Source organism: Actinosynnema sp. CS-041913 (assembly GCF_050942485.1).
Lineage (GTDB): Bacteria > Actinomycetota > Actinomycetes > Mycobacteriales > Pseudonocardiaceae > Actinosynnema.
In genome coordinates this window covers 6,858,784-6,884,950 of record NZ_CP192037.1, presented here as the reverse complement: position 1 = coordinate 6,884,950, position 26,167 = coordinate 6,858,784, and the positions used below count along the sequence as shown (strand labels likewise).

Here is a 26,167-nt window from a genome sequence, read left to right as displayed (position 1 = left end):
CCCTGCTGGGGGCCGGGTCCTGCGGAGAGCCGGGTGTCGGACCCGGCTCGGTACTGCGACCAGGAGATCGCGCGTCGCGCACGGAAGGGATCACTCCTCGACGGGGTCGGGCTGCGTGTCCAGTTTAGAGAGTCGACGCCGGTCAGCGCAGTCCGGTTCCGCTGGGTGACGAGGTGCTCGCGCGGAGTACCACGTCGCCGGTCACGCGGACCGTGCGCGGCTCGCCGCCGGCCTCGTCCAGCACCAGCCGCGCGGCCCGTTCGCCCATCTCCTCCATCGGCAGCCGGACCGTGCTCAGGCCGGGCGTGAGGTCGCGCAGCGTCGGGATGTCGTCGAAGCCCGCGATCGCCACGTCCTCGGGCACCCGCAGACCGTGTTCGCGCAGCGCCGCCATCGCGCCCATCGCCATCACGTCGTTCACGGCGAACACGCAGGTGGCGCCGGTCTTCGCGGCGAGCAGGCCGGCGACCGCCGCGTGCCCGCCGTCCCGGGTGAACCCCCCGTGCACCACGTTGGCGGCGGGCAGCCGCAGACCGGCGTCGGCGAGGCCCGCCTTGAAACCGGCCAGCCGGTCCCGGGCCACGACCAGGTCCGGCGGCCCGGCCAGCACGGCGAACCGCCGGTGGCCGAGCGCGGCCAGCTCACGGGCCAGCGCCCGCGCGCCGGCCCGGTTGGCGGGCACCACGGTGTCGACGCCGAGCTTGGCCTGCGACACGCACGCCACCCGCCCGCCCTGGCCGGTGAAGGCGGCGATCTCCGCGGCGAGCCGGGCGACGGCGTGCCGGTCGGTGGTCCGGCTGCCCGCGATCACCACCGCCCGCGCCCGGTGCGCGCGCAGCGTGTTGACCAGTTGCACTTCGCGGTCGGGGTCGCGGCCGGTGGTGCCGAGCACGACGACCAGGCCCGCCTGCTCGGCGATCCGGGTCACTCCGGCGGCGATGCCGGCGAAGTACGGGTCCGCGATGTCGTGCACCACGAGGCCGACCAGGACGCTGCTGTTGCGGGCCAGCGCCTGCGCCGAGGCGTTGGGCAGGTAGCCCAGCTCGCGCGCGGCGCCCACGACGCGGTCCCGCAGCTCGTCGCTGACCTGGCGGGTGCTGCCGTTGAGCACGCGGGACGCGGTGGCGAGCGAGACGCCCGCGTGCTTCGCCACCTCGGCCAGCGTGACCTGCCGCGCTGCCACCGTCGTCTCCTTCTCGCGTCGTGGGATTGTCGAGGGTAGCCCGCGCCGGTCGGTCGACGGCTGAAGTGGAGAGGGGGAGGAGCGGGGAAGGAGCGGGTCCTGGCGGTGGAAAGCGCTTTCCGCACCGACGGGATCGGACCTCGCGCGCGGGGGTCGCCGGGGATAAGGCACCCCCGCGCGCTTGCGCTGCCGGTGTGAGGGCTGCTCGCGCGCCGTCGCTGGGTGGGGGGCTGCTCGCGCGTCGACCTCGCAGGGCATGGAGGCCGATCGTGGACGGCGGCCACGACCGGCCTCCGGCGCGCCCCTGACGGGACAACCCCGCCCCCGGCAGCGCCGGCCCGGCATCCACCGGGCCAGGCTCCCTACCGGGGCAACTCCCGCCCCGCCGCCAGCAGCCGAAGCGTGCTGACCGACGGGACGAGGGCGTACAACGCGCCCGTGGTGCGGACGAACCTCTCGAACGTCAACGTCGCGGCCCCCACCTCCGACGTCTCGAACCGCGCCGCGCCGGCACCCCCGATCACCGGGTCGGTGCCGGTGGGCGCGCCGTCCTCACCACCGGCGAAATCCGGGTTGCCCGCCCACACCCGCTGCTGGAACTCGAACTGCTCCCGCACGGAAGTGCAGTGGGCGACGAACATCAGCCCCCGCTCGGCCCGCGGGTCCGCCGAGTACGGCGGCCCGAACGGGATGCCGCGCCGCAGAATCCGCCGCTGGCGCGGATCGCGGAACGTGAACGACCTGGGATTGGTCTTGCGCACGTGCGCCGGGCACGGCGTGACCTGCCCGCGGGGATCGTCGGCGTAGTCGAAGTCGTTCCGGTCCGGCCCGAGCCCCAACGCCTCGTCCGCGGGAGCGGCCAGCGGACGCCCGTCCTTGTGCCGGCCGATCAGCATCGCGCCCATCTCGGCGGCCGTGACCCCCAACGCCCGAGCGTGCTCCTCGACCGCGGCATCCCACCCCTGGACGTCCTGCGTCAGCCGCCGGACGACCTGGACGGACCCGTCCCGCAACCACCGCGCGGTCCGCGTGCTCTCGTCGCCGCGCTCGGTCTCGTAGCCGAACACGAACTCGCCGGGATTGACCAGCAGCGCGCCGGAGTGCCCCAGCCGATGCCCTGTGCGGTGCGGGTCCTCCTCGTGGAACCCCCGCACCCCCGGCTGGGAGATGCCGTCCTTGTACCCGAAGTGCTCATGCCCCCGACGCGGTGCGGGCAACGTCTCGGCGTTCTCCTGGTAGACCTTCGTCACGCCCAACAGGTCGTCCAGCAGATCGAGCAACGTGTCGACCGCGTCAAGCCGCTCCCGGGTGTCGGACGCCACCGTCACCACGGCGTGGATCTGCTGGTCGTCCCGCCCGAACCGGAACTCCTCCGGATCGTCCCCGTTGACACCGGCCCGCGCCGCGGCGCCCTGCACCAGCTCCGGATCACGCTCCCGCAGGTCGCGCAGGACCGCCTCCGGGTTGACCGCGATCCGGGCGAGCCCGGCGGGCGTCAACGACAGGTTCGTCCACGTCGCCCGCAGCGACTGCGGATCGGCCCCGAACATCGCCCGTCCCAACGAGAACGCCTCGTTGAAGTCCTCGACGTCCGCCGTGACCGACACGTGCCCGAGCATCGCGGCGAGCCACGTCCGGCCCAGGCGGGCGTCGGTGAAGCGCACGAACCGGAATTGCTGGTGGTCCTTGTTGAACGCGGCCAGCACATTCCCCTGGATCTCCCGCGACCCCCGCAACGGCGGCCGAACACCCCGCCGCTCGGCGTGCAGGTGCAGCAGCTCGGTCATCCCCGAGACCCCATTCCCCCGAATGTCCCTCGATGACAAGACCACACAGAGTCCCGCCAGATACACCCACCGTAAGAGACCTGCGTAACACCGGCCATCGGCCGTAGCCGGATCACCCTCCGTTGGCAGCCCGATAAGGCTGCGCCTCGTAGGCCCGGGGCCGGGAAGTGGTGATCCGCAGGACCGAGTCGTACAGCGTCCGCCCCAACGCCGCGCGTGCCCGCAACGCGGGATGGGTGGCGCTGTAGTTGTCGGCGTTGGCCGCCTGATCCCCGGCGAACCGCCCGGAGGCGAACAACGCGTAGGTGATCACCGCCCGGCCGGAGGCGTCGAACACGATCCCGGCCTCGTTGCGCCCGTCCGCGAACCACCCGGCCTTGGTCGCCACGTTCAACCGCTCCGCCGAGGACAGGTTCAACCGGACCCCGTCGGTGAACGACGTCAACGACCGCAACACCTTCAACAGGTGCGCCGTGGACGTCTCGGACAGCAACTCGCCCTTCACCAGCCGCTGCAACAACGTGTACGTCTCACGAGCCGTGGTGGTCCCGAGGAAGAACCGGTTGGGGTTGGCCACCGGCACGACCTGCGTGTGCACGAAGCCCTTCCCGCGCAGGATCTCGTTCAACTCCAGCGCCGGGCAGACCAGCCCGCACAGCCGAACCGCCGTGTTGTCCGAAACCGTCAACAGGGCGGCCAGCGCGTGCCCCACCGTGACCGACGACGGATAGGCGCCGTCCAGCCCGAAGATCCCGTCCGTGTCCTGGATGACGATCGCGGCGGTGACGTCGATCCGCTGGTCCAGCGTGATCAGCCCGCGGTCGACCTTGTCCAGCACCGCGACCGCCACCGCGATCTTGTTCACGCTGTACGCCTCGACGACGCGGTCCGCCTCGACCTCCACGGCCGGCCGCACCACCCCGTCGGGGTCCGCCACGCCGATGTAGGACGACCACGTGCCGCCCGCCCACCCCGTCTCGCGCCGGTACTTCCGCGCGATCTTCCGGCGGGCCAGGTCGGCGGTGGTCGGGATCAGCGCGTCCCACTCGGCGTCCGTCTCCTGGGCCTGCGCCGTGCCCGGCGTCCCCAGCACGGCGCCCGCCGCCGCGGCCGAGCCGAGTCCCAGCGCGACCCTGCGGTTGATGTCCATGTTCCCCCAATCGACAAGGATGTCCGCTACTACTACGCCGCCGAAGGCGCGTGTGCTGCCTCTGACCGGTGTAGCGCGGTGCGCTGATCCAACCAGCAGTAGCCTGCCGACATGGGCGAAGGGGTATTCCTCATCACGGGGGCTTCCCGCGGTATCGGTCTGGCCACCGCGCAGGCGGCGGCCGAGGCCGGGTACCGGCTGGTGCTGACCGCGCGGGACGTCGACAAACTGGCCGAGCAGGCCGCCCGCCTGGGTGGTCCGGACCGGGTGTGGGTCGCCTCCTGCGACGTGCGGGCGTGGGAGCAGCTCGCCGCGCTGGTCGGCCGGGTCGAGGAGGAATGGGGGCGGCTCGACGTGGTGTTCGCCAACGCGGGCACGAGCGTCGTCACCTCGTTCACGTCCTCGCAGGGCGCGCCGCCGGCGCAGTGGAGCGACATGGTCCTGACCAACGTGTGCGGCCCGGCGTTCACCGCGCGGGCGGCGCTGCCCGCGCTGATCCGGTCCGGCGGGCACCTGGTGCTGACCGGGTCGGCGGCCGGGCGGGGCGTGCGGCCGGGGAACCTCTACGCGGCGACGAAGTGGGCCGTCACGGGGCTGGCGCAGGCGATCCGGGCGGAGTGCGTCGGCACCGGCGTGCGCGTGACGCTCGTCCAGCCCGGCTTGACCGACACGGGCGGCATCCCGACCTCCCGGCTGGGCGACCCGAAGCTCGCGCCCGCCGACGTGGCGCGGGCCGTGATGTACGCGGTGTCGCAGCCGTCCACGGTGGACGTCAACGAGATCCTGGTGCGCCCGCTCGGTCAGGACGCCTACCGCTGACCGGACCGCCCGGCCTCCCCGCCGAGCCGCCCGGCGACCGCGGCAAGCGCTTTCCGCACCTCTTCCGGAGCGTCCAGCGCGTAGTCCGCCGCGATCAACAGCAGGTCGGCGGCGAGCGGCTCGATGGTGTTGGCGCGCAGGCGCACCCGGCAGGTGCGTGCGGACACCGCTTCGACCTTGCCCGGCAACGCCACCATCAGCCGGGCCTCCACGACGTCGGCGGGCGCCTGCACCAAGGCCGTGGCGGTGTACCGGTACGGCGCTTCGGCCAGCACGCGGGCGACGAAAGCCGCGGGTTCCGCCGGCAGTTCCCGCGCCGGGAACCGGTGCCCGGTGGGCTCCGGCATCCCGATCCGGTCGATCCGGAACGTGCGCCAGTCGTCCTTCGACGGGTCGAACGCCAGCAGGTACCACTGCCGGAAAGCGGTTACCAGCTTGCCCGGCTCCACCTTCCGCCAGACGCCGCGGTGCGTGAACCGCACCATCTCCCGATCCCGGCACGCCGCCGCCAGCACCCCCAGCGCGGCCGGGTCGGACACCGGCCCACCACCCAGCGGTATCCGCGCGATGGCCGTGCCCACGGCCCTGATCCGCCGCCGCAACCGGTCCGGCAGCACCTGTTCCAGCTTCGCCAACGCCCGGATCGCGCTCTCCTCGATCCCCGCGACACCGGCCGCCGTCCGCAGCCCCACCGCGACCGCCACCGCCTCGTCGTCCTCCAGCAGCAGCGGCGGCAGGTCCCGCCCGGACAGCAGCCGGTAGCCGCCGGCCGTCCCGGTGGTGCCGGCGACGGGATACCCCAGCTCGCGCAACCGCTCGATGTCCCGCCGCACCGTCCGGTCGGTCACCCCGAGCCGGTCCGCCAGCTCCGTGCCGGTCCACTCCCGCCGGCCCTGGAGGAGTGACAAGAGTCGCAACATCCGCGCGGGCATGTTCATCACGGACATCCTATGTCCTAAAGCGGGCCTAGCGTCGGCCCCATGACGACCTACGTGCTGATCCCCGGCGCCTGCCACGGCGGCTGGTACTACGACCCGATCGCCACCGACCTGCGCGCGCTCGGCCACGAGGTGCACGCGCCGACGCTGAGCCGGACCGGCAACCTGGAGGACCACACCGCCGAGGTGCTGGCGCTCGTGCGGGACCTGGACGACGTGGTCCTCGCCGGCCACAGCTACGGGGGCATGGTGGTCACGACCGTCGCCGACCGCGTGCCGGACAAGGTGAAGGCCCTGGTCTACGTGGACGCGCTGGTGCCGGGCGACGGGCAGTCGGTGTGGGACCTGGTGCACGGCCCGTGGCGCGAGTGGTACATCGACGGCGCGGCCGGGGACGGCCGTTCCGTCGCGCCGATGCCGTTCTTCGACCGCCGCGCCTTCGCCCACCCCATCGCGTCCCTGCTGCAACGCCCCCGCATCACCGGCGCGGTCGACAAGATCACCGACCGCTGGTACCTGTTCGCGAAGGGCACCGAAGACAGCCCGTTCATCCAGTTCCGCGACGCCTACCGGGACGACCCGAGGTGGCGGGTGCTCGAAATCGACACGTCGCACAACTTCATCGACGGTGGTGCGGAGGCACTCTCGGACGTGCTGAAGTCCGCAGGCGCCACTTCGTAGCCGGCAGGTCGGCGACCGGGTGACCCCGAACACAGTCGCCGGTCCGGTGTTGACCTCCACCGAACTGGAGGTCGGAGGCTGGGCGCACAGTCGGAGCGGCCCCGGGGGATGACATGCGTGCGGTGTGGTTGACGGCGTTCGGTGGGCCGGAAGTGCTGGTGGCGGGGGAAGCGCCGGATCCGGAAGCCGGTCCCGGACAGGCGTTGGTGGAAGTGGCCTACGCCAACATCACGTTCGTCGAGACGCAGTACCGGCGCACCGGCCAGGGGCCGTTCTCGGTGCGCCCGCCCGTCATCCCGGGCAACGGCGTGGGAGGCGTCGTGACCAGGGTCGGCCCCGGCGCGGACCCCGGTCTGGTGGGCAGGCGGGTCGTCACGGCCACCGGCGGACAGGGCGGTTATGCCGAACGGGCGGCGGTGGACGCGGCGGGTGTGGTCGTCGTCCCGGACGGCGTGCCGCTGGACACGGCGGTCGCGTTGATGGCCGACGGCCGCACCGCCCTGCTCAACCTCCGCACGGTCGGCGCGGTCGCGGGGCAGCGGGTGCTGGTGCTCGCGGCGGCGGGAGGTGTCGGCACGCTGCTCGTGCAGCTAGCGAAGGCAGCGGGCGCGGTCGTCGTCGGCGCGGCCGGCGGTCGGGACAAGGGCGAGGTCGTCCGCGATCTGGGCGCGGACGAGGTGGTCGACTACCGGACCGCCGACTGGCCGGCGAAGGTCGGCCCGGTGGACGTGGTGTTCGACGGTGTCGGAGGTGACACCGCGCGTGCCGCGTTCGACCTGATCACACCGGGCGGGCGGATGCTCAGCTACGGCCTGGCGAGCGGCGAGTGGGCGGGCATCGGGCCGGAACGGGCCGCCGAGCGGGAGGTGACGCTGGTGCAGGGGTCGCGTCCGACGCCGGACCGGTTGCGCGAACTCGTGTCGACCGTCCTGCACCAGGCCGCGGAAGGCGCGCTGCGGCCGGTGATCGGGCAGCGGTTCCCGCTGGCGAAGGCGTCCGACGCGCACGCCGCCATCGAATCCCGTGCCACGGTGGGGAAAACGCTGTTGGAGGTGCGGTGATGGACGTCGGCATCACGCTGCCCGGCTACGGCCACGACATCGTCGCCTACGCCCAGCACGCCGAAGGCCTCGGCCTGGAGTCGCTGTGGCACGGCGACCACCTGATCCCGGTGAACCCGTTCCTGGACAGCACCCTCGTGCACGCCACCGCCGCCGCCGTCACCACGCGGATCAAGCTCGGCTTCGGCGTGATGGTGGTGGCGCTGCGCCAACCCGCGTGGACGGCGAAGCAGATCGCCACCCTGCAACACCTTTCCGGTGACCGCGTGCTGCTCGGCGTGGGCAGCGGCGGCGACGCGCACGGCGAGGCCGCGTGGCGGGCGGTGGACGTGCCGTTCGCGGACCGCGGCAAGCGCACCGACGCGGTGCTGGAGGTCCTGCCGGGACTGGTGCGCGGCGAGACGGTTTCCCTGCACGGCCACGACATCGCGCTCTCGCCCGGGGCGGCTATGCCGCCGGTCTTGGTCGGTGGCGGCACGAACGCCGCACTGCGCCGGACCGCCCGGTTCGGCGACCACTGGTACCCGGCGTTCGTGCCGCGCCGGGCCGTCGCGGCGGGGGTGCGGCGGCTGGCGGAACTGGCCGACGAGTTCGGCCGGCCCCGACCCGGCGTGACGGTCGGCGTCAGCGTGGCGCTGGGCGACGTGCCCGCGTCCGTGATCGACCAGCGGGTCAAGGGGATGACCGACTACGGGATGCCCGAGGAGCAGGCGCGCGAGGTGCTCGTCACCGGCACCCCCGCGCAGGCGGCCGAGCGGTTCGCCGCGCTGGCCGAGGCGGGCGCGGACCGGATCGTCGCCATGCCGTTCACCGAAGACCGCTTCCGCCAGGCCGAACTCGTCGCGGCGGCTACCGTGACGTGGTGACTGAACAGATCCTGCGCGCCAACGGCGTCGACCTCTGCGTGGAGACCTTCGGCTCGTCCGACGACCCGGCGGTGCTGCTGATCATGGGCTCGACCGGGTCGATGGACCTGTGGGAGGACGACTTCTGCGCCCGGCTGGCCGCGCACGGCCGGTTCGTGATCCGCTACGACCACCGCGACACCGGCCGGTCGGTCGCCTACCCGCCCGGCGAACCCGGTTACACGTTCCCGGATCTCACGGCGGACGCGGTGGGCGTCCTGGACGCCCTCGACGTCGACCGGGCGCACGTCGTCGGCATCTCCATGGGCGGCGGCATCGCGCAGCTACTCACGCTGGAACACCCGGACCGCGTGCTGACCTTGACGCTGATGGCGACCGGCCCCGCCGGACCGGGCGACCCGAGCCTGCCGCCGATGGACCCGGCGCTGCTCGCGCACTTCGCGGCCGGCGGCACGCCCGAGCCGGACTGGACGTCCCGCGACGCGGTGGTCGACTACCTGGTGGCGGCGAACCGCCCGTTCCAGGGCCCCCGCCCGGTGGACGAGGCCGCCGCCCGCACGCTGGCGGGCCGCGTGTTCGACCGGTCGCCCCACCTGGCGTCCAGCGGCAACCACTTCAAGATGAGTGTCGGCGAGTCGTGGCGGGCGCGGCTGGGGGAGATCAAGGCGCCGACGCTGGTAGTGCACGGCGACGTGGACCCGCTGATGCCGTTGAGGCACGGGGAAGCGCTGGTCGCGGAGATCCCCGGCGCGCAACTGCTGGTGCTGCCGGACACCGGGCACGAGTTCCCGGCCGGGGTCTGGGACCTGTTCATCGAGCGGTGGGTGCGGCACACCGCCTGACACGCTCCGTGGCGGGCCGACCGCGCGGCGCTGATTCACCCGGACGGCCTGCTCAGCCGTCCCCGAATCCGGACGACTGTCTGAAGTGTGCCGCGAACGCGAAGGATCACCGTCGCCAGTGCCCTCGTCGTCGTGGGGGCGCTGGGGACGTTCTCGGCCCTGGGCGCGGTCCTCTCCCCGGGCGCCCCGTCCGTGGACACGAGAGCGGTCGCGGCCCACGCCTTGGAGACCGCTCGGCAGGTGTCCGACCCGGCCGCGATCGACGAGGCGGTCGCGCGGGTGCTCCCGGCCGGCGGTCGCGCGGTGGTGGTGCGCCCGGCTCGGGCCAACGAGCCGTCGTCCCGGACGGGCACGGCGCAGGTGGCGGTGCTGGTCGGCGAGGTCGACCAAGCCGCCGTCGCACTGCTCGTGTCCACCGGCGGCGTGGTCGGCTCCCACGCGACGCCGGACGGCTGGTGGACGTCGATAGCGGTGCCCGCGACCGTGCCGCCGCCCGTCGGCGCGGCGCTGGGGCTGCTGGTGGGGGCGTTGTTGCTCGGGGCGGCGGCGACGGAGGTCCCCCGCCGGCGGCCGGTGCCTGCTCCGTCCCAGGACGTGTTGGTGCGCGGCTTGTCCGACCTGATGCCGAAACTGCCGGGAGGTCTGGCGAAGCAGGCGGAGAACCTGTTGGCAGCGGCCGGAATCCGGCTCCTGGTGCCCGATGGGAGCCCGGTCGACCCCGACGCCCACCACGTGGTGGGCACCGAGCCGACCGCTGACGAGGACCTGGTCGACACCGTCGCCCGCACCGTGCGCCCCGGCTACGCCGACGGGGATCGCGTCGTCGTGCACCCGTCCGTCGTGATGTACGTGCGCGACTGATCGACTTCCTCCCGCCCGGTGTTTGCCCGGTGGTGTGGCTTCACAGGACCGACCTGACCTGGTCGGACACCCGGACTTCACCCTTGACTGGTGTAGACCAATCCGGTTGAGTGGCCCCCGTCACGTCCGAGGGCGCTCGAACGGAAGAAGAGATCACGTGTCGAGATTCCGCGTAGTGGCGGCCATCGCCACGATCGTGGTCGGGGCGGCACTGACCGTCGCGGTGGCCACGACCACGGCCTCCGCCGCCGCCTGTGCGACCGCGTGGAGTTCGTCCGCCACCTACACCGGCGGCCAGACGGCCTCCTACAACGGCCGCAACTGGTCGGCGAAGTGGTGGACCCAGAACGAGACTCCGGGCACCGCGCAGGTCTGGGCCGACCAGGGCGTCTGCGGCGGCAGCACCACTCCGCCCCCCACGTCCTGCAACCACCCGGCATGGGTGCAGGGCCAGTTCTACGCCGCGGGCAGCATCGTCCGGTACACCGACGGCAAGTCCTACATCGCCGAGCACGACAACCCGGGCTACGACCCGACGGTGTCCACCTGGTACTGGGATCCGTACACCGGCTGCGGCGGCACGACCCCGCCGACCACCACCACGACCTCCAACCCGCCCCACCCCGGCGGTTTCGTGGTCAGCGAAGCCCAGTTCAACCAGATGTACCCGAACCGGAACCCCTTCTACACCTACCGCGGCCTGACCGCCGCGCTCAGCGCGTACCCCGGTTTCGCGAACACCGGCAGCGACACCGTCAAGAAGCAGGAAGCGGCGGCGTTCCTCGCCAACGTCAACCACGAGACCGGCGGCCTGGTGCACATCGTGGAGCAGAACCAGGCCAACTACCCGCACTACTGCGACGCGAGCCAGCCCTACGGCTGCCCGGCCGGACAGGCGGCGTACTACGGTCGCGGACCGATCCAGCTTAGCTGGAACTTCAACTACAAGGCGGCCGGCGACGCGCTGGGCCTGCCGCTGCTGACCAACCCGTGGCTGGTGCAGCAGGACGCCTCCGTGGCGTGGCGGACCGGCCTCTGGTACTGGAACACGCAGAACGGGCCGGGCACCATGACCCCGCACAACGCGATGGTCGACGGGCACGGCTTCGGCCAGACGATCCGCAGCATCAACGGGGCCCTGGAGTGCGACGGCCGCAACCCGGCGCAGGTCCAGAGCAGGGTGAACGCGTACCAGCGGTTTGTGGGCATCCTGGGAGTGCCGGCGGGCAACAACCTGTCCTGCTGAGAGAACCTTCCTGCCGAGACGCAGGGAAAGCGGGGTCTGCCGCACCCGGCAGGCCCCGTTTCCGGGTGCGTGTCGGCCGATCGTGCGGGAGGTTTCGCTTCGGGCGGGTGTCAGCCGACCACGCGGCGGATGACGCTGATCGGGCCGATCGAGTCGATGTCGGCGATCTTCACCGGCACCCCCTCCGTCGACGCGTGCACCGCGCGCACCCCGTCCACCGCCATCGCCACGTGCGACTGGCCCGAGTAGTAGATGATCAGGTCGCCGGGCTGGACCTGCGCCCGCGTCACCGACCGGCCGACCGCGGCCTGGGTGTAGGTGGTCCGGGGGATGGGCACGCCCGCCGCCCGGTAGGCGGCCTGGGTGAGGCTGGAGCAGTCCCACGAGTTCGGGCCGTTGGAGCCGAACACGTACGGCTTCCCCCGCTGCGCCAAGGCGAACTCCAGCGCCGCCCCGGCCGCTCCCGCGGGCACGTCCACCGCCGAGGTGTCGCCGGGGGCCGCCAGCACCGCCTTGTCGGCCGCCGACAGCGACCGGTACTGCGCACGGGCGTCCGAGACCTGCCGGTCCATCGCGGTCTTGCGGTCGGCGATGTCGTCGACGAGCCGCTGCGCCTCGTCGGTCGCCCGCGAGGCTCGTGACTGCGCGTCCCGCGCGCCGGAAGTAGCCCGTTCGGTCGCGTCCACCGCCGCCGAAAGGCGGTCCAGGGCCTCGCCGCTGTCGGCCGCCAGCACGTCCAGCGCGCTCAACCGGTTCAGGAAGTCCTGCTGGGAATCCGACACGAGCAGTGCCGAGAGCTGCGTGAAACTGGCACCCTCGAAGGAGGCCTCGGTGAGCACGTCCACCTGGCCGCGGAACAGGTCCTGGTCCGCCCTCGCCCGGTCGCCGAGCCGGGCCGCTTCGGTCAGGTCGGCGTCGGCGCGGTCCAGTTCGCCCCGCTTGGCCGTGAGGTCGTCCTGGGCGCGCAGGTGCTCCTCGTGCAGGCGCTCCGCCTCGCGGGACAGGTCCTCGTACCGCTGGAGCGCGTCCGAGGCCGTGGGCTGGGCGGATGCCGTGCCGGGCAGTGTGAACGCCGTGACGGCGACCGCGGCCAGCGCGGCCAGGCGCCTACCGGGATGTGGGGTCACACCGGGGGTTACGGGTGACTCGACCAGCCGGTTCAGATCCTTGACCCGGATGACGTTCACGATTATGGTCTAGACCACATCGCCGAGTGTGCCCGTCCCCCTGCGGGCAGTCACACCCGGCGTGGATCCGGCCGCCGCGGATTTGGACCCTGCCCAGGGAAACCTCTCGGGGTTTCCTCCGAAGGAGCTGGACAATGAGCCTGAAACGCAAGCTCGCGGCGGTTCTCGCCGGCGTGGGCATCGCCCCGTTCATCGTCGTGGTGTCGGCGGGATCGGCGAGTGCGCACGGCTACATCTCCTCGCCGCCCAGCCGGCAGGCGATGTGCGCACAGGGCCGCGTCTCCAACTGCGGCCCGGTCATCTACGAGCCGCAGAGCGTGGAAGGCCGGAAGGGCCAGCAGAACTGCCACGCCGGCGACAGCCGCTGGTCCCCGCTCAGCGACGAGAGCAAGGCGTGGCCCGCCACGTCGGTGGGCAACAACGTCCCGTTCAACTGGACCATCACCGCCCGCCACGCCACCACCACGTGGCAGTACTTCGTCGGTGGCAGCAAGATCGCCGAGTTCAACGACGGCGGTCGCCAGCCGGGCTCCTCCGTCACCCACAACGTGAGCCTGGGCGGGCGCACGGGCCGGGTGAAGGTGCTGGCCGTCTGGAACATCGCCGACACGCCGATGGCGTTCTACGCGTGCGTCGACCTGCAGGTCGGCTCCGGTGGCCCCGGCACGACGACCACCACCACGCCGTCGACCACCACGCAGCCGACGACGACCACCACCACCCCGCCCGTGGGCGGCACGTGGGCGGCCGGCACCGCGTACTCGGCCGGCACGCAGGTGACCTACGGCGGCGCGTCCTACCGCTGCCTCCAGTCGCACACGTCCCTGGCCGGCTGGGAACCGCCGAACACCGCTTCCCTCTGGCAGCGGCTGTAAGAACGGTCTGCGAAGGCCCGTCCGCGCGACCCTGCCACCGCGCGGGCGGGCCCTTCCCCGCCCCCTTGGAGGACGACCTTGCGACGCCTCATGGCAGTGCTGGCCGGCCTGCTGGTGCTCTCCGGCTGCGGCCTGGGCGGCGGAGGCGATGTGCCCCCGCCCACCGGACCCGTGTCCGCCGTCGTGGAGACCAACGAGTTCAACCCGGTCGACGTGATGTTCCTCCAGATGTCGGTGTCCCACCACCGGACCGCGCTGGAGATCGTGAAACTGGCCAAGGACCGCCCCGTGCGGTCGGACGTGAAGAACATGGCCTCCGCCATCGAGGTCACCCAGCTATCCGAAGTGGACTCGATGCTCAAGTGGCTGGCCGACTGGAAGCAGCCGGAGACCGCCGGTGACAACCCGCAGCTCCACGCGGGCCACGGCGGCGACCACTCCACCAGCCCCGAGGCGATCGCGGCGCTGGCCGCCACCGGCTCGGGCGAGTTCGAGAAGGCGTTCCTGAACCTGCTCATCGCCCACCAGCACAACGCGGTGGAGATGGCCAAGATGGAACGGGAAGGCGGCGTCAACCCCCAGGCGAAGGCCTTGGCGGAACGGATCTTCCAGTCCCGCACCGGCCAGATCGCGCAGATGCTGGGCTACCTGGAGTAGAGGCGCAGCCGGCTCTCGAACCGGCGGTGCTCCCCGGTCACCGGGTCGGTGAAGGCCAGGACTTTCGCCAGTAGCTGCAACGGGTTCGTGAAGTCGTCCAGCGGCTTCTCGTGCAGCACGGGGTAGAAGTCGTCGTGGCGGATCGGCACGCCCAGCGCGGCCATGTGCAGCCGTAGCTGGTGCGTGCGGCCCGTCGCGGGCGTCAGCCGGTAGCGGCCCCAGCCGTCCCGGTGCTCGACCAGCTCGACCAGCGTCTCGGCGTTGGGCGGACCCTCGACCTCCTGCGCGGTGATGACGCCCTTGACCTTCACGATCCGGCTGAGCACCGTGCGCGGCAGCTCCAGCGCCGGGTCGTAGCGCGCGATCGCCTCGTACTCCTTGCGCACCAGGCGGTCCCGGAACATCGTCTGGTACCGGCCGCGCAGCTTCGGGTCGGCCACGAACATCACCAGCCCGGCGGTGACCCGGTCCAGCCGGTGCGCGGGGACGAGGTCCGGCAGCCCCAGTTCCCGGCGCAGCCGGACCAGCGCGGTCTGCACGATGTGCCTGCCGCGCGGGATCGTGGCCAGGAAGTGGGGTTTGTCCACGACCACGATGGCGTCGTCGCGGTGCACGATGCCGATGTCGAACGGGACCGGCGTCTCGTCCGGCAGGTCCCGGTGGAACCACACCGACGTGCCGGGGGCGAACGGCGCGTCCGGCGCGATGGGCCCGTCGAGGTCGTAGACCCGGCCCTCGGCGAGCATCAGGTCGATCCGCTCCGGGGCGACCCTCGGCAGCCGCGCCACCAGGTGGTCGCGGACGGTGGGCCACGGCCCGTCCTCGGGCAGCCGCAGCCGGGCGGGGTCGAGGCCGTGGCGCTGGGGCAGCGGCGGCCGGAGCTTGCGTCTCATCGGGCGGTGAGCCTAGTCGGCCCCGTCGAACCGCACCTGGTAGCCCAGCCCGCCGAGCATCCCGGTCAGCATCTTGCGGGTGCTCTCCTCGGCCCGCGCGGTCAGCCCGGAGTCCCGTGCCGCGTCGGCGATCTTCTGCTCGGCGGCGACGTAGAACGGCTGCTGGTCCTGGGTCTCCACGATCGCGGCGAGCCGGTCCACCAGCCCGCGCTCCTGGGCGAACACGTAGCACCGCTCCTGGTGCAGGTTCGGCTTGTCCAGCACGGGTTTCGGCAACGCCACCCGCACCGACTCGCCGTCCGGCGACACTTGCAGCGCGCCCTCGGCGAAGTCCTTGAAATCGACGTAGGCGTTGACCGAGCCGGCCGCGACGAACAGCGTCCGCTGCCCCGCGAGGACGGCGGGCACGTACCGGACGTCGTGCTCGATGTCGAGCACCACCTGGTACTCGCCGGCCGCCGCGTGGAACTGGCTCAGGTCCCGCAGCGACTGGAGGACCGCCGGCTGACTCCGGTCCACCGTGTCCGTGCCGAACCTCGGGACCACCACGAACGCCGCCACCAGCACGACCACGGCGGCCAACGCCGCCACCACGACCCCGATGCGCCACTTCATGCCGCCGGGGTACCCCGGTTCGGCTACCAGCGAACCCGCTGCCCGTCGCGGAAGAACCCGCCGGTGGGGCCGTCGTCCGGCAGCGTCACACCCCACACCACGCTCGCCGCGCCGTGCTCCACCGGCCGGCCGCCCGCACCGCCCATGTCCGTCGCGACCCAACCGGGACAGATCGCGTTGACCAGGATCCGATCATCCCGCAACTCGCTCGCGAGCATCCGCGTCAACGCGTTGAGCGCCGCCTTGGACGTGCCGTAGGCCGGGGTGCCGCCGTCCATGGCGGCCAGCGACCCGGCTTCACTGGACACGTTGACGATCCGCCCGTGCCGCCCTCGGCGCATCAGCGGGAGCAACGCCAACACCGTCCGCCACGGCCCGTAGAGGTTGGTCTCCATGGCCTCCCGGACGACCGCGAGATCGGCGCCGGACGCCCGCTGCCACGAGTCGTAGTGGATGGCCGCGTTGTTGACCAGCACGTCCAGCCGCCCGTACCGCTCCGCCAGGTGCCCGGCGAGCGCCGCCGCGGATTCGTCGTCCGTGACGTCGAGCCGGTGGTGGCCGACCCCGATCCGCGCGGCGGCCCGCTCGGCCTTGCCGGCGTCGCGCGCGGTGAGCACGACGTCGTACCCGAGTTCGCGGAGCTGCCGGCACACCTCCAGCCCGATTCCGCGATTCCCGCCCGTCACGACCGCGACCGGTTCGTTCATCCGGCGCCCTCCTCCACGTGTCCCGGTGATCATTGTCCGCCGTTGTGGTTGGGTCTGGGGAGGGACGGGGGGTACTACGTGCGGGGTGACCCGAAGCCCTTGGTGCTGCTGGACGTCGACGGCCCGCTCAACCCGTGGGCCGCGAAGGCGCCGCCGGACGGGTACGTCGAGTTCCGGTGGCGGCTGTCGCGGTGGAGCCGGAAGACGCAGCACGCGTGGCTGAACCCGGCGCACGGGCCCGCGCTGCTGGACCTGGCCGAGCGGGTCGGGGCCGACCTGGCGTGGGCGACGACGTGGGAGGACCGCGCCAACGCGACCATCGGCCCCGCGCTGGGACTGCCCGTGTTGCCGGTCGTCGGTCTCCGGGCCTACGAGGGACGACCCGGCTGGAAGTACGCGGCGGTCGGGCGGTTCGCCGCCGGGCGGCCGTTGGCGTGGGTGGACGACGACTTCGGGCTGTTCCCGTCGGCGCGGGAGGCCTTCCTCCAGCGGCGGCGGGATGTCACCGCGTTGATCCCGGTCGATCCCGCCACCGGGCTCACCGAGGAGCACTTCGCGGCCGTCGCGGAGGCGTTGGGCACGTAGGGGTGGTGTGCCACGCCGGCCGCAACACGGCCGATCGCCTGCGGGAACTCCGTCGGCACCGCAGCGTCCTGAGCCACCATCCCCGCCCTCCCTGGTCGGAGAAATCCTAGTCGTCTTCCTGCTTCTCCTCACCGCGCTTGCGCAGGAACGCGAACCCCGGAATCCCCAGGATCGCCTGCCGCACGTCGTTGGTGACCTCCAATAGCTGGTGGATGTCCGGCCCGACCCGGTCCAGGGTGGACAGGATGGGCAGGACGTCCTCCAGCAGGTGCTTGGTCAGCACCGGTAGCTGGTCCACCAGCTCGATCGCCGCGTCCACCTCGTGCGGCGACAGCTCGTCCACGAACCGCTGCGCCAACGGGTGCGCGCGCTGCGCGAGCGGCGCGTAGCTGTCCATCAGCTCGCGGGACGTGCGGGCGGTCCGGCCGGCGTCCGTGGTGACGGCCTCGGCGGCGGCCGTGACGACCTGGGCCCGTGCCACCAGCGCCTCGGTGTCGTCCAGCATGCGGCCGGTGCGGGCGACCAGCTCGTCGGCGCGACGCACCACCTGCTCCGCCGCCTCCAGCAGGCCGAGCACGCGGCCGGGCACCGAGACGGCCGTGTCGACGGTCGAGCGGGCCAGGTCGAAGAACGCGCGTGGCGTGAGGTCCATGCCTCCACTGTGCCGTACCGGCCGCGTGCCCGGCAGCGCTGACCCGACGCCGGCCTCCACGTGGCCGCGCGTCGAGTCGGCGGGGAGGCGCTGGGGGACGACGTCCATTCGGAGCGGTCGCGGGGCTGGGGGGCTGCGGTACGTTGCCGTGATGGCGGACCTGAGCTACTCCTCGGGCACCTCGGAGGTGCCGCTGCTGGGTGACACCGTGGCGGCGAACTTCGACCGGGCGGTGGCCGCGCACGGCGACCGTGAGGCGCTGGTCGAATGCGCGACCGGGCGGCGGTGGACCTACCGGGAGCTGGCCGCCGAGGTGGCCTCGGTCGCGGCCGGGCTGTGGGCGTCCGGGGTCCGTGTCGGCGACCGGGTGGGGATCTGGGCGCCGAACCGGGCCGAGTGGGTCGTCGTGCAGTACGCGACGGCGCGGATCGGCGCGATCCTGGTCAACATCAACCCCGCGTACCGGGTGCACGAGCTGGAGTACGTGCTCAACCAGTCCGGGGTGCGCACGCTGGTCGCCGCGGCGTCGTTCAAGACCTCCGACTACGCCGGGATGATCGCCGAGGTGCGGCCCCGGTGCGCGGGTCTGCGCCAGGTCGTGCTGCTCGACCGTCCGGAGTGGACGGACCTGCACTCGGACGACATCCCGCAGTGGCCGGAGCTGTCCGCCGACGACCCGATCAACATCCAGTACACGTCGGGCACGACCGGGTTCCCCAAAGGTGCGACCTTGTCGCACCACAACATCCTCAACAACGGCTTCTTCGTCGGCGAGCTGTGCGGGTACACCGCGGAGGACCGGATCTGCGTCCCGGTGCCGTTTTATCACTGCTTCGGAATGGTCATGGGCAACCTGGCGGCCACCTCGCACGGTGCCTGCGTGGTGATCCCCGCGCCCTCGTTCGACCCGGCCGCGACGCTGAAGGCGGTGGCGGACGAGCGGTGCACCTCGCTGTACGGCGTGCCCACGATGTTCATCGCCGAACTCGCCGACCCCGGCTTCGACTCCTTCGACCTGTCGTCGCTGCGCACCGGGATCATGGCGGGCTCGCCGTGCCCGGTGGAGGTGATGAAGCAGGTCGTGGAGCGGATGGGGATGCGGGAGGTCTCGATCTGCTACGGCATGACGGAGACGTCCCCGGTGTCGACGCAGACCCGCCGCGACGACTCGCTGGAGCGGCGGGTGTCGACCGTCGGCCGGGTCGGTCCGCACCTGGAGGTCAAGGTGGTGGACCCGGAGAACGGCCGCACCGTGCCGCGGGGCACGCCCGGCGAGCTGTGCACGCGCGGCTACTCGGTGATGCTGGGCTACTGGGAGCAGCCGGACCGGACGGCCGAGGCGATCGACGCGGCCCGCTGGATGCACACCGGCGACCTGGCCGTGATGGACGACGACGGCTACCTCAACATCACCGGCCGGATCAAGGACATGGTGATCCGCGGCGGCGAGAACCTGTATCCGCGCGAGATCGAGGAGTTCCTCCACACCCACCCGGACGTCCTCGACGCGCAGGTGATCGGCGTGCCGGACGCGAAGTACGGCGAGGAGCTGATGGCGTGGGTGCGGATGCGGCCCGGGGCCGCGCCGCTGACCGCCGACGCGGTGCGCGACTTCTGCGCGGGCAGGCTGGCGCACCAGAAGATCCCGCGTTACGTGCACGTGGTCGAGGAGTTCCCGATGACGGTGACCGGCAAGATCCGCAAGGTGGAGATGCGCCGGCAGGCCGTGCGGATACTCGGTCTGCCCGACGCCGACGCGGAGCACGCCTAGGGCCCGTGGACGGCCCTCCAGCGGGTTCTGCGGCACGATGTGCATTGTGGATCCGGACGAGTTCCTGGCGAGGGCGGACGGCCTGCTGCGCATCCCGTCGACGGCCGACCGGCCCGCGGAGCTGGCGCGGGCACTGGAGTTCGTGCTCGACGTGGTGGGGCCGGGCTGCACCGTGGAGCGGTTCGAGTCACGGGGCAAGCCGAGCGCGCTGGTGTACCGGGGCTCCGCGCGGCAGCCGTTCCGGGTGGTCTTCAACGCCCACCTGGACGTCGTGCCGGGTGCGCCGGAGCAGTTCACGCCCCGGCGCGAGGGCTCCCGGCTGTACGCGCGCGGGGCGCAGGACATGAAGCTGTCGGCGCTGGTGCTGGCGTCGGTGTTCCGGGACGTGCGGACGCCGTTCCCGATGGCGTTGCAGCTCGTCACCGACGAGGAGGTCGGCGGGCGGGACGGAACCCTGCACCAGCTCGAACAGGGCGTGACGGGCCGGTTCGTCGTCATCGGCGAGCACAGCGCGTTGCGGCTGGTCACAGAGTCGAAGGGGCTGGTCGCCGCGCGGATCGACGCGGTGGGGCGGGCCGCGCACGGCGCGTACCCGTGGCTCGGGGAGAACGCGCTGGTCAAGCTCCTGCGGGCGGTGGACGCGCTGCTGGTGGCGTACCCGGAGGCGAGGTCGGAGGTGTGGCGCACGACGGTCAACGTGGCCCGGATCGAGACGTCGAACACGGCGTTGAACCAGATCCCGGCGGACGCGTCGGCGTGGCTGGACATCCGGTTCCCGCCGGAGGACCCCGCGTTCGACGGGCGGGGCACCGCCGAGATCGCCGCCCACCTGTCGTCGGTGTGCTCGCTGCCGGTGACGGTGAGCCACGTCGAGCCGCCGCACCGGGCCGATCCGGCGAGCGTGGACGTGGTGGCGTTGCGGGCGGCGGCCCGTGCGCAGGGGTTCTCCGGCGACCTCCTGCGCAAGCACGGCGCGGCCGACGCCCGGTTCTACTACCGGCAAGGGGTCGACGCGGTGATCTTCGGCATCGGCGGGGACGGGCAGCACGGGCCGGACGAGTACGCCGACCTGGACACCGTGGAGCCGTACTACCGGGCGCTCAGCGCCTATCTCCGGTCATTGCCTAACGCGTAACCCATCGGTTACGCTTCTGGCGTGGACGAGGTGGCGGGCGCGATCGCCGATCCCGTGCGGCGGGAGATCCTGGTGATGCTGCACGCGGACCGGCTGTCCGCCGGGGAGATCGCAGCCCGGTTCGACATCAGCCGGCCCGCCGTGAGCAGGCACCTGCGGGTGCTCCGGGAAAGCGGTCTGGTGCGCGACGAACTCGTTGGCAGACAGCGGTTCTACGCGCTCGACCCCGGGCCGCTGGACGGGCTCGCGCGCTGGCTGGCGCAGTTCGCCCGGCCGGCAAGCTGGGAGCACCGCCTCGACGCGCTGGAAACCGAGGTCTACCGGACGCGCCGCGACCGCCGCGCGGACCGGCGAGAGGAATCTGAATGACCGTGTCAAGCTGCGGCGGTGGCCGCCTGTGGCGAGACGGGTGTGAAGGTCCGTCCGTCGCGCAGCAGTGCCCAGAGGACGTCGACCAGGCGGCGGGCGAGTGCGAGCAGGGCCTGGGTGTGGATGAGTCGTTCGCGGCGCTTGCGGTCGTAGAAGGTTCGCGACGGGCCCTGGAGTTTGAGGCTGGACAGGGCGGCCATGTAGAACACCCGGCGCAGTCTGCGGTTGTAGCGCTTGGGCCGGTGCAGATTTCCGGTGACCCGTCCGGAGTCCTTGGCGACGGGGACGAGTCCGGCGTAGGAGGCCAGGTGGCCGGAGCTGTGGAATCCGGTCAGGTGGCCGCCGGTGGCGACGACGAACTCCGCGCCCAGGATCGGGCCGAGGCCGGGCAGGGACTCGATGATCTCCGCCTGGGGGTGGTTCCGGAACCGGCTGGTGATCAGCTTGTCGGTGTCCTTGATCTGCCGGTCCAGGTCCAGCAGGTGGGCCGCCTGGCGGGCGATCAGGGCCGCGGTGGTGGCCTCGCCGGGCAGGCGGACGGTCTGGGCCAGGGCGGCGGCGTGCGCGTCTGCGGCCATGCCGGGGATGCCCTTGGGCCAGGCGCCGTGCTCGCGCAGGAACGCCGCGACACCGGCTTCACCGGCGGCGCGGATCGCGTCGGGGGTCTGGAACCCGGTCGGCAGCACCAGGGCGCTGCGGGTGGAGTAGTCGAAAGCCCGCTCCAGCGCGGGGAAGATGCCGGTGAGCAGGTCGCGCAGCCGGTTGATCCCGCGCACCCAGTCGGCGGTCAGGTCCTCGCGGTGCGCGGTGAGTCGGGTGAGCTCGACGACCAGGTCGTCGGTGGCGGTCACCGGCGTCAGGTCGGTGCGCATCCGGGCGGTCTCGGCGATCACCCGGGCGTCCTTGGCGTCGGATTTGGACTCGCCCCGGAACACGCCGGTCATGCGGTTGACGACCCGGCCGGGCACGTAGACCACCTGCTGCCCGCCGGCGACCAGGACCGCCATCAGCAGCGTGCCGGCGCTGCTGGTCAGGTCGATCGCCCACCGCACCTCGGCCGCCGACTTCACGGCGCGGGCGACGAGCTGCCCGATCGCGGCCTGGTCGTTGGCGAGTCCCTGCGAGAACACGACCTTGCCGTTCGCGTCCATCGCGCACGCGTGGTGGCGGGCCTTGCCGACGTCGACACCGACCCAGACCACCGGTCGAACCGTCACTTCCGTTCTCCTGTTGCCGAACCTCAACCCCGTGGACAGCCCCGCCGACAGGTCCCTAAACAGCGACGATCCGCATCAGATCTGAATCAGTGGCCAGGGCGTCCAGAACGACGGGGCGGCCATTCCTCTGGAGCCACCTCACGGCAAACACCGCATCAGCCACACCCCATCGTCCCGGGCATCCGGGGCACCAACCCCGAACAACTTCGATCTTAGGGAGAACACCGCATGACCAGTCCACCCACCGGCCGGCTGTTTCCGGTCGGCACCGGCCACGATCTCGTGCTGACCCGCACCTTCCGCGCGCACGCGGAGGACGTGTGGGCCAGCGTCACCGAGCCCGACCGCACCGCCCGCTGGTTCGGCCCGTGGGAGGGCGACGCCGCGCCCGGCCGGACCATCAAGATCCAGATGGCGTACGAGGAGCAGGAGCCGTGGATGGAGGCGCGCATCGAGGCGTGCGAGCCGCCGATGCGGCTGGCCGTGTCGACCATCGACGACCACGGGACGTGGCGGCTGGAACTGCTGCTGTCCGAAGTGGACGGCGTGACCGAGCTGAAACTGGTGCACCACCTGGATTCCGCCGAGGGCGTCGGCGAGATCGGGCCCGGCTGGGAGTTCTACCTGGACATGCTGGTGGCGTCCCGAAGCGGCGCGCCGCTCCCGGACTTCGACTCGTACTACCCGTCGATGAAGCCCTACTTCGACGGGCTGGCGTGAAAAGTGCCCGACCGCACTCGTCTCCCCGCGCTCGACGACCTCACGTCCTCCACTTCCGGCGAGGACGCGGCGAGGCTGACCGCCGCGACGACCCTCGGGTCAGGAGACTGACGCCTCCTCGGCGAACTGCGTGCGGTACAGCTCCTCGTACCGGCCGCCGGCGGCGAGCAGGTCGGTGTGCGTGCCGCGTTCCACCACCCGGCCGTCCTCCACCACCAGGATCAGGTCGGCCGCGCGGATCGTGGACAGCCGGTGCGCGATGACCACGGCCGTGCGGCCGGCCAGGGCTTCGGCCAGCGCCGCCTGGACGGCCGCCTCGGACGTGGAGTCCAGGTGCGCCGTGGCCTCGTCCAGGATGACGACCCTCGGCTTGGCCAGCAGCAGGCGGGCGATGGTGAGGCGCTGGCGCTCGCCGCCGGACAGCCGGTAGCCGCGCTCGCCGACCACCGTGTCGAGGCCGTCCGGGAGCGAGCGGACGAGGTCGGCGAGCCGGGCCCTGGTCAGCACGTCCCACAGCTCGTCCTCGGCCGCCTCCGGTCGCGCGAGCAGGAGGTTCGCCCGGATCGACTCGTGGAACAGGTGGCCGTCCTGGGTCACCATGCCGAGGGTGTCGCGGAGGGCCTGGGAGGACAGCTCGCGGACGTCCACATCGGACAGCCGGACGGCACCGCTGTCCACGTCGTAGAGCCGGGGCAGCAGCGAGGCGATCGTCGACTTGCCCGCGCCCGACGACCCGACCAGCGCCACCACCTGACCGGGCTCGGCGCGGAAGGACACGTCGTGCAGGACCTGCACCCCGCCTCTCGTGTCCAGCACCGCGACCTCTTCGAGGGAGGCGAGGGAGACCTTGTCGGCGGCCGGGTAGGCGAAGCCGACGTGGTCGAACTCCACCGACACGGGGCCGTCGGGGACGGTGGTCGCGTCCGGCTTCTCGGTGATCAGCGGCTTGAGGTCGAGCACCTCGAAGACGCGCTCGAAGCTGACCAGTGCGCTCATCACCTCGACCCGCGCGCTGGCGAGTGCGGTGAGCGGGGCGTAGAGGCGGGTGAGGAGGAGGGCCAGCGCGACCACCGAGCCGGGGTCGAGCTGCCCGCGCAGGGCGTAGAAGCCGCCCAGCCCGTAGACCAGTGCGAGGGCCAGCGCCGACACCAGCGTGAGCGCCGTGAGGAACACCGTCTGCACCATCGCCGACCGCACCCCGATGTCCCGGACGCGGCGGGCGCGGGCGGCGAACTCGGCCGATTCGCGTTGTGGGCGGCCGAACAGCTTCACCAGCGTCGCGCCCGGCGCGGAGAACCGCTCGGTCATCTGGGTGCTCATGGTGGCGTTGTGGTTGGCGGCCTCGCGTTCCAGCCGGGCCAGCCGCGAACCCATGCGGCGGGCCGGCAGGACGAACACGGGGAGCAGGACGAGGGCGAGCAGCGTGATCTGCCAGGAGAGGCCGATCATCACGACAAGCGTGAGGACGAGGGTCACGACGTTGCCGACGACGCTGGACAGGGTGTCGCTGAACGCACGCTGCGCGCCGATCACGTCGTTGTTCAGCCGGCTGACCAACGCCCCCGTGCGGGTCCGGGTGAAGAACGCGATGGGCATCCGCTGGACGTGGTCGAACACCGTGGTGCGGAGGTCCAGGATGAGGTCCTCGCCGATGCTCGCGGACAGCCAGCGGGTCACCAGCCCCAGACCCGCTTCCAGCACGGCGATGCCCGCGATCAGCCCGGCCAGCCCCAGGACCACGTCCAACGCCGACCCGTGGACGATGGCGTCGACGATCCGCCCGGCGAGGACCGGGGTGGCCACCGCCAACACGGACACCACCACGCTCAGGGCGAGGTACTGCACGAGCCTCGTCTTGTGGGGCCGCGCGAACGACCAGATCCGGCGCAGCGTGGCCTTGGAGAAGGGCCGCTTGTCGTCGTGGGCGTTGGTCACGTGGTACAGCGACATCCACGCCGTGACTTCCATGTCCATGGCGGGAACGTAAGACCTCGATCGAGCTGGAGGTCAAGCCATTTGGACGGATCGGACACCCGGCCCGTTGCGGGTTCGCGGTGTCAGGACATCCGGCGTGGCCGGTCGGCAGTCCGACAAGCGGGCAGCGTCACGGTGTTGGCGATCTTCTGGAGGTCGCCGAACAGCTTCGACGCGCCCGGGATGTGCGGGACCACGCGCATCGTGAGGTCGCGCATCCTGATGAACCAGCGCGAGTTCGGCAGCAAACCGTCCATCCCGCCCAGCGCGAACTTCTGGCACCGGGCCACGTACTCCCGCATGCCCTCCTCGTACCGGCGGAACGCCGTGGTGTGGTCGGGCGCGGTGGCCAGTTCGCCGGCCAGCAGGTACGCCCCGACCAGCGCCATGCTCGTCCCGTTGCCCGCCATCGGGGAGGCGCAGAACGCCGCGTCGCCCAGCAGCCCGATCCGGCCGCGTGACCACTTGTCCATCCGGATCTGGCACAGGCGGTCGAAGTAGAAGTCCGGAGCGGTCCTCAGGTCGGCCAGTAGGCGCGGCACGTCCCAGCCGCCGCCGGCGAACGCGCGGGCGATCAGGTCGCGCTGGAAGCCGTCGTCGTGGCGGTCGTGGGGGATGACCGGGGACTTGAAGACGAACATGCCCTTCGCCGCCCCGCCCGGCGTCGGGTAGATGCCCGCCGTGCGGCCCGGCACGGTGTGCATGAGCATCCAGCCGTCCAGGTCTTCCCGCTGCGTGGTGCTGAAGATCGACGTGTACGCGCCCATGTCGTGCACGAACCGCGACTCCGGGCCGAACGCCAGCGCCCGCACCTTCGAGTGCAGGCCGTCCGCGCCCACCACCACGTCGAAGCGGCGCGGCGGGGACTTCTCGAAGGTCACGTCCACGCCGTCGGGCGTCTCGGTCAGCGACGTGACGGTGTCGTCGAAGAGGTACTCGACGTCGTCCTTCGTCTTGTCGTGGAGGATTCGCACGAGGTCACCGCGCAGGATCTCGATCTCCGCGATCGCCCCGCCCGAGTCGCCCATCGTGTCCGACGCCATGGTCGCCGTGCGCTTGCCCGAAGCGTTGACGAACGCCATCCCGCGCGCCCCGGTGTGCGCGGCGCGCACCTCGTCCAGCACGCCCATCCGGGCGATCACCTCGCGGGCCGTCCCGCGCACGTCGACGGCCTGGCCGCCGGGCCGGGGCGCGGGAGCCCGCTCCACGACGGTCGGGGTCAGGCCGTGGTGGCGCAGCCAATGGGCGAGAGTGGGGCCGGCGATGCTCGCGCCGGAGATCAGTACGGTGTTCATGCGTACAACGTACATGAGTGCACTAGCACGTCAATTGCTATTTAGTGCACTAGTGCACTAACCTGGCGCACTAGTGCGGAG

26 protein-coding genes are annotated in these 26,167 nt (G+C 72.0%); 14 read left to right on the top strand and 12 right to left on the bottom strand.

What is annotated here, in order from left to right:
• Positions 1-142: 142 nt before the first annotated feature.
• The 3 genes from ACQPZF_RS30690 to ACQPZF_RS30680 form a co-directional block, all read right to left on the bottom strand.
• Positions 143-1,183 (bottom strand): LacI family DNA-binding transcriptional regulator, encoded by a 1,041-nt coding sequence (locus ACQPZF_RS30690; RefSeq protein WP_433262876.1) that lies wholly within the window; start codon positions 1,181-1,183, stop codon positions 143-145.
• Between the two features lie 362 nt (positions 1,184-1,545).
• Positions 1,546-2,970, bottom strand: a complete 1,425-nt coding sequence (locus tag ACQPZF_RS30685) for a Dyp-type peroxidase (protein ID WP_433262874.1) — start codon at positions 2,968-2,970, stop codon at positions 1,546-1,548.
• 112 nt (positions 2,971-3,082) lie between these two features.
• Positions 3,083-4,120: a serine hydrolase gene (locus ACQPZF_RS30680; RefSeq protein WP_433262872.1), complete on the bottom strand. Its 1,038-nt coding sequence runs from the start codon at positions 4,118-4,120 to the stop codon at positions 3,083-3,085.
• Positions 4,121-4,231: 111 nt separating this feature from the next.
• Between ACQPZF_RS30680 and ACQPZF_RS30675 the strand changes: the two genes are divergently transcribed.
• Complete coding sequence (locus ACQPZF_RS30675) at positions 4,232-4,939, top strand: SDR family oxidoreductase (protein WP_433262870.1); 708 nt, start codon at positions 4,232-4,234, stop codon at positions 4,937-4,939.
• Here the strand turns inward: ACQPZF_RS30675 and ACQPZF_RS30670 are convergent.
• Positions 4,930-5,886, bottom strand: coding sequence for a helix-turn-helix transcriptional regulator (locus ACQPZF_RS30670; protein WP_433262868.1), 957 nt, complete (start codon positions 5,884-5,886; stop codon positions 4,930-4,932). The two genes, ACQPZF_RS30675 and ACQPZF_RS30670, sit on opposite strands and share 10 nt — an antisense overlap.
• A gap of 33 nt (positions 5,887-5,919) precedes the next feature.
• On the opposite strand from ACQPZF_RS30670, the gene ACQPZF_RS30665 reads away from it, so the two are divergent.
• The 6 genes from ACQPZF_RS30665 (at position 5,920) to ACQPZF_RS30640 (ending at position 11,434) form a co-directional block, all read left to right on the top strand.
• Positions 5,920-6,558, top strand: coding sequence for an alpha/beta fold hydrolase (locus ACQPZF_RS30665; protein WP_433262866.1), 639 nt, complete (start codon positions 5,920-5,922; stop codon positions 6,556-6,558).
• A 113-nt stretch (positions 6,559-6,671) separates the two neighbouring features.
• On the top strand, positions 6,672-7,619 hold the full coding sequence (locus tag ACQPZF_RS30660; RefSeq protein ID WP_433262864.1) for a zinc-binding dehydrogenase: 948 nt from the start codon (positions 6,672-6,674) through the stop codon (positions 7,617-7,619).
• A complete protein-coding gene (locus ACQPZF_RS30655) occupies positions 7,619-8,485 on the top strand; it encodes an LLM class flavin-dependent oxidoreductase (protein ID WP_433262862.1) in 867 nt (288 codons plus the stop codon). Before ACQPZF_RS30660 ends, ACQPZF_RS30655 begins: the two co-directional genes overlap by 1 nt.
• Positions 8,482-9,327 carry an alpha/beta fold hydrolase gene (locus ACQPZF_RS30650; protein ID WP_433262859.1) on the top strand — a complete coding sequence of 282 codons (846 nt, stop codon included), beginning with the start codon at positions 8,482-8,484 and terminating at the stop codon, positions 9,325-9,327. The genes ACQPZF_RS30655 and ACQPZF_RS30650 overlap by 4 nt, the downstream gene beginning before the upstream one ends.
• An 87-nt stretch (positions 9,328-9,414) precedes the next feature.
• The gene (grpE, locus tag ACQPZF_RS30645; RefSeq protein ID WP_433262857.1) at positions 9,415-10,188 is read left to right on the top strand and encodes a nucleotide exchange factor GrpE; all 774 of its coding nucleotides are present in this window, start codon (positions 9,415-9,417) and stop codon (positions 10,186-10,188) included.
• A 157-nt stretch (positions 10,189-10,345) separates the two neighbouring features.
• Complete coding sequence (locus ACQPZF_RS30640) at positions 10,346-11,434, top strand: glycoside hydrolase family 19 protein (RefSeq protein ID WP_433262856.1); 1,089 nt, start codon at positions 10,346-10,348, stop codon at positions 11,432-11,434.
• A gap of 110 nt (positions 11,435-11,544) precedes the next feature.
• On the opposite strand, the gene ACQPZF_RS30635 is transcribed toward ACQPZF_RS30640, so the two are convergent.
• A complete protein-coding gene (locus ACQPZF_RS30635) occupies positions 11,545-12,621 on the bottom strand; it encodes an NlpC/P60 family protein (protein WP_433262854.1) in 1,077 nt (358 codons plus the stop codon).
• A gap of 134 nt (positions 12,622-12,755) precedes the next feature.
• On the opposite strand from ACQPZF_RS30635, the gene ACQPZF_RS30630 reads away from it, so the two are divergent.
• Together ACQPZF_RS30630 and ACQPZF_RS30625 are read left to right on the top strand one after the other, a co-directional pair.
• Positions 12,756-13,496, top strand: a complete 741-nt coding sequence (locus ACQPZF_RS30630; RefSeq protein WP_433262852.1) for a lytic polysaccharide monooxygenase — start codon at positions 12,756-12,758, stop codon at positions 13,494-13,496.
• A gap of 90 nt (positions 13,497-13,586) precedes the next feature.
• Complete coding sequence (locus ACQPZF_RS30625) at positions 13,587-14,153, top strand: DUF305 domain-containing protein (RefSeq protein WP_433262850.1); 567 nt, start codon at positions 13,587-13,589, stop codon at positions 14,151-14,153.
• Here the strand turns inward: ACQPZF_RS30625 and ACQPZF_RS30620 are convergent.
• Genes ACQPZF_RS30620 through ACQPZF_RS30610 form a run of 3 tightly spaced genes read right to left on the bottom strand, consistent with a single transcriptional unit; the run spans position 14,141 to position 16,368 of the window.
• A complete protein-coding gene (locus ACQPZF_RS30620) occupies positions 14,141-15,046 on the bottom strand; it encodes an RluA family pseudouridine synthase (protein ID WP_433262848.1) in 906 nt (301 codons plus the stop codon). The genes ACQPZF_RS30625 and ACQPZF_RS30620 overlap by 13 nt on opposite strands.
• Positions 15,047-15,058: 12 nt before the next feature.
• Entirely contained in the window at positions 15,059-15,661 is a 603-nt protein-coding gene (locus ACQPZF_RS30615; RefSeq protein WP_433262846.1) for a DUF4230 domain-containing protein, read from the bottom strand.
• Positions 15,662-15,684: 23 nt separating this feature from the next.
• Positions 15,685-16,368 carry an SDR family oxidoreductase gene (locus tag ACQPZF_RS30610; protein ID WP_433262844.1) on the bottom strand — a complete coding sequence of 228 codons (684 nt, stop codon included), beginning with the start codon at positions 16,366-16,368 and terminating at the stop codon, positions 15,685-15,687.
• 78 nt (positions 16,369-16,446) lie between these two features.
• Here ACQPZF_RS30610 and ACQPZF_RS30605 point away from each other — a divergent pair, with 78 nt between their 5' ends.
• On the top strand, positions 16,447-16,953 hold the full coding sequence (locus ACQPZF_RS30605; RefSeq protein WP_433262842.1) for an HAD domain-containing protein: 507 nt from the start codon (positions 16,447-16,449) through the stop codon (positions 16,951-16,953).
• Between the two features lie 106 nt (positions 16,954-17,059).
• Here the strand turns inward: ACQPZF_RS30605 and ACQPZF_RS30600 are convergent, their stop codons facing one another.
• The gene (locus ACQPZF_RS30600; RefSeq protein ID WP_433262840.1) at positions 17,060-17,605 is read right to left on the bottom strand and encodes a hypothetical protein; all 546 of its coding nucleotides are present in this window, start codon (positions 17,603-17,605) and stop codon (positions 17,060-17,062) included.
• A gap of 151 nt (positions 17,606-17,756) precedes the next feature.
• Here ACQPZF_RS30600 and ACQPZF_RS30595 point away from each other — a divergent pair, with 151 nt between their 5' ends.
• Genes ACQPZF_RS30595 through ACQPZF_RS30585 form a run of 3 tightly spaced genes read left to right on the top strand, consistent with a single transcriptional unit; the run spans position 17,757 to position 20,880 of the window.
• Positions 17,757-19,376, top strand: coding sequence for an AMP-binding protein (locus ACQPZF_RS30595; RefSeq protein WP_433262838.1), 1,620 nt, complete (start codon positions 17,757-17,759; stop codon positions 19,374-19,376).
• A 46-nt stretch (positions 19,377-19,422) separates the two neighbouring features.
• Positions 19,423-20,511 (top strand): M20 family metallopeptidase, encoded by a 1,089-nt coding sequence (locus ACQPZF_RS30590; RefSeq protein WP_433262836.1) that lies wholly within the window; start codon positions 19,423-19,425, stop codon positions 20,509-20,511.
• Positions 20,512-20,532: 21 nt separating this feature from the next.
• Entirely contained in the window at positions 20,533-20,880 is a 348-nt protein-coding gene (locus ACQPZF_RS30585; RefSeq protein ID WP_433262834.1) for a metalloregulator ArsR/SmtB family transcription factor, read from the top strand.
• A 5-nt stretch (positions 20,881-20,885) separates the two neighbouring features.
• Here the strand turns inward: ACQPZF_RS30585 and ACQPZF_RS30580 are convergent, their stop codons facing one another.
• Entirely contained in the window at positions 20,886-22,097 is a 1,212-nt protein-coding gene (locus tag ACQPZF_RS30580; protein WP_433262832.1) for an IS110 family transposase, read from the bottom strand.
• Positions 22,098-22,325: 228 nt separating this feature from the next.
• Between ACQPZF_RS30580 and ACQPZF_RS30575 the strand changes: the two genes are divergently transcribed.
• On the top strand, positions 22,326-22,817 hold the full coding sequence (locus ACQPZF_RS30575; RefSeq protein ID WP_433262830.1) for an SRPBCC family protein: 492 nt from the start codon (positions 22,326-22,328) through the stop codon (positions 22,815-22,817).
• A gap of 99 nt (positions 22,818-22,916) precedes the next feature.
• On the opposite strand, the gene ACQPZF_RS30570 is transcribed toward ACQPZF_RS30575, so the two are convergent.
• Complete coding sequence (locus ACQPZF_RS30570) at positions 22,917-24,767, bottom strand: ABC transporter ATP-binding protein (protein WP_433274767.1); 1,851 nt, start codon at positions 24,765-24,767, stop codon at positions 22,917-22,919.
• A gap of 107 nt (positions 24,768-24,874) precedes the next feature.
• Complete coding sequence (locus ACQPZF_RS30565) at positions 24,875-26,086, bottom strand: FAD-dependent monooxygenase (protein WP_433262828.1); 1,212 nt, start codon at positions 26,084-26,086, stop codon at positions 24,875-24,877.
• Positions 26,087-26,167: the final 81 nt, after the last annotated feature.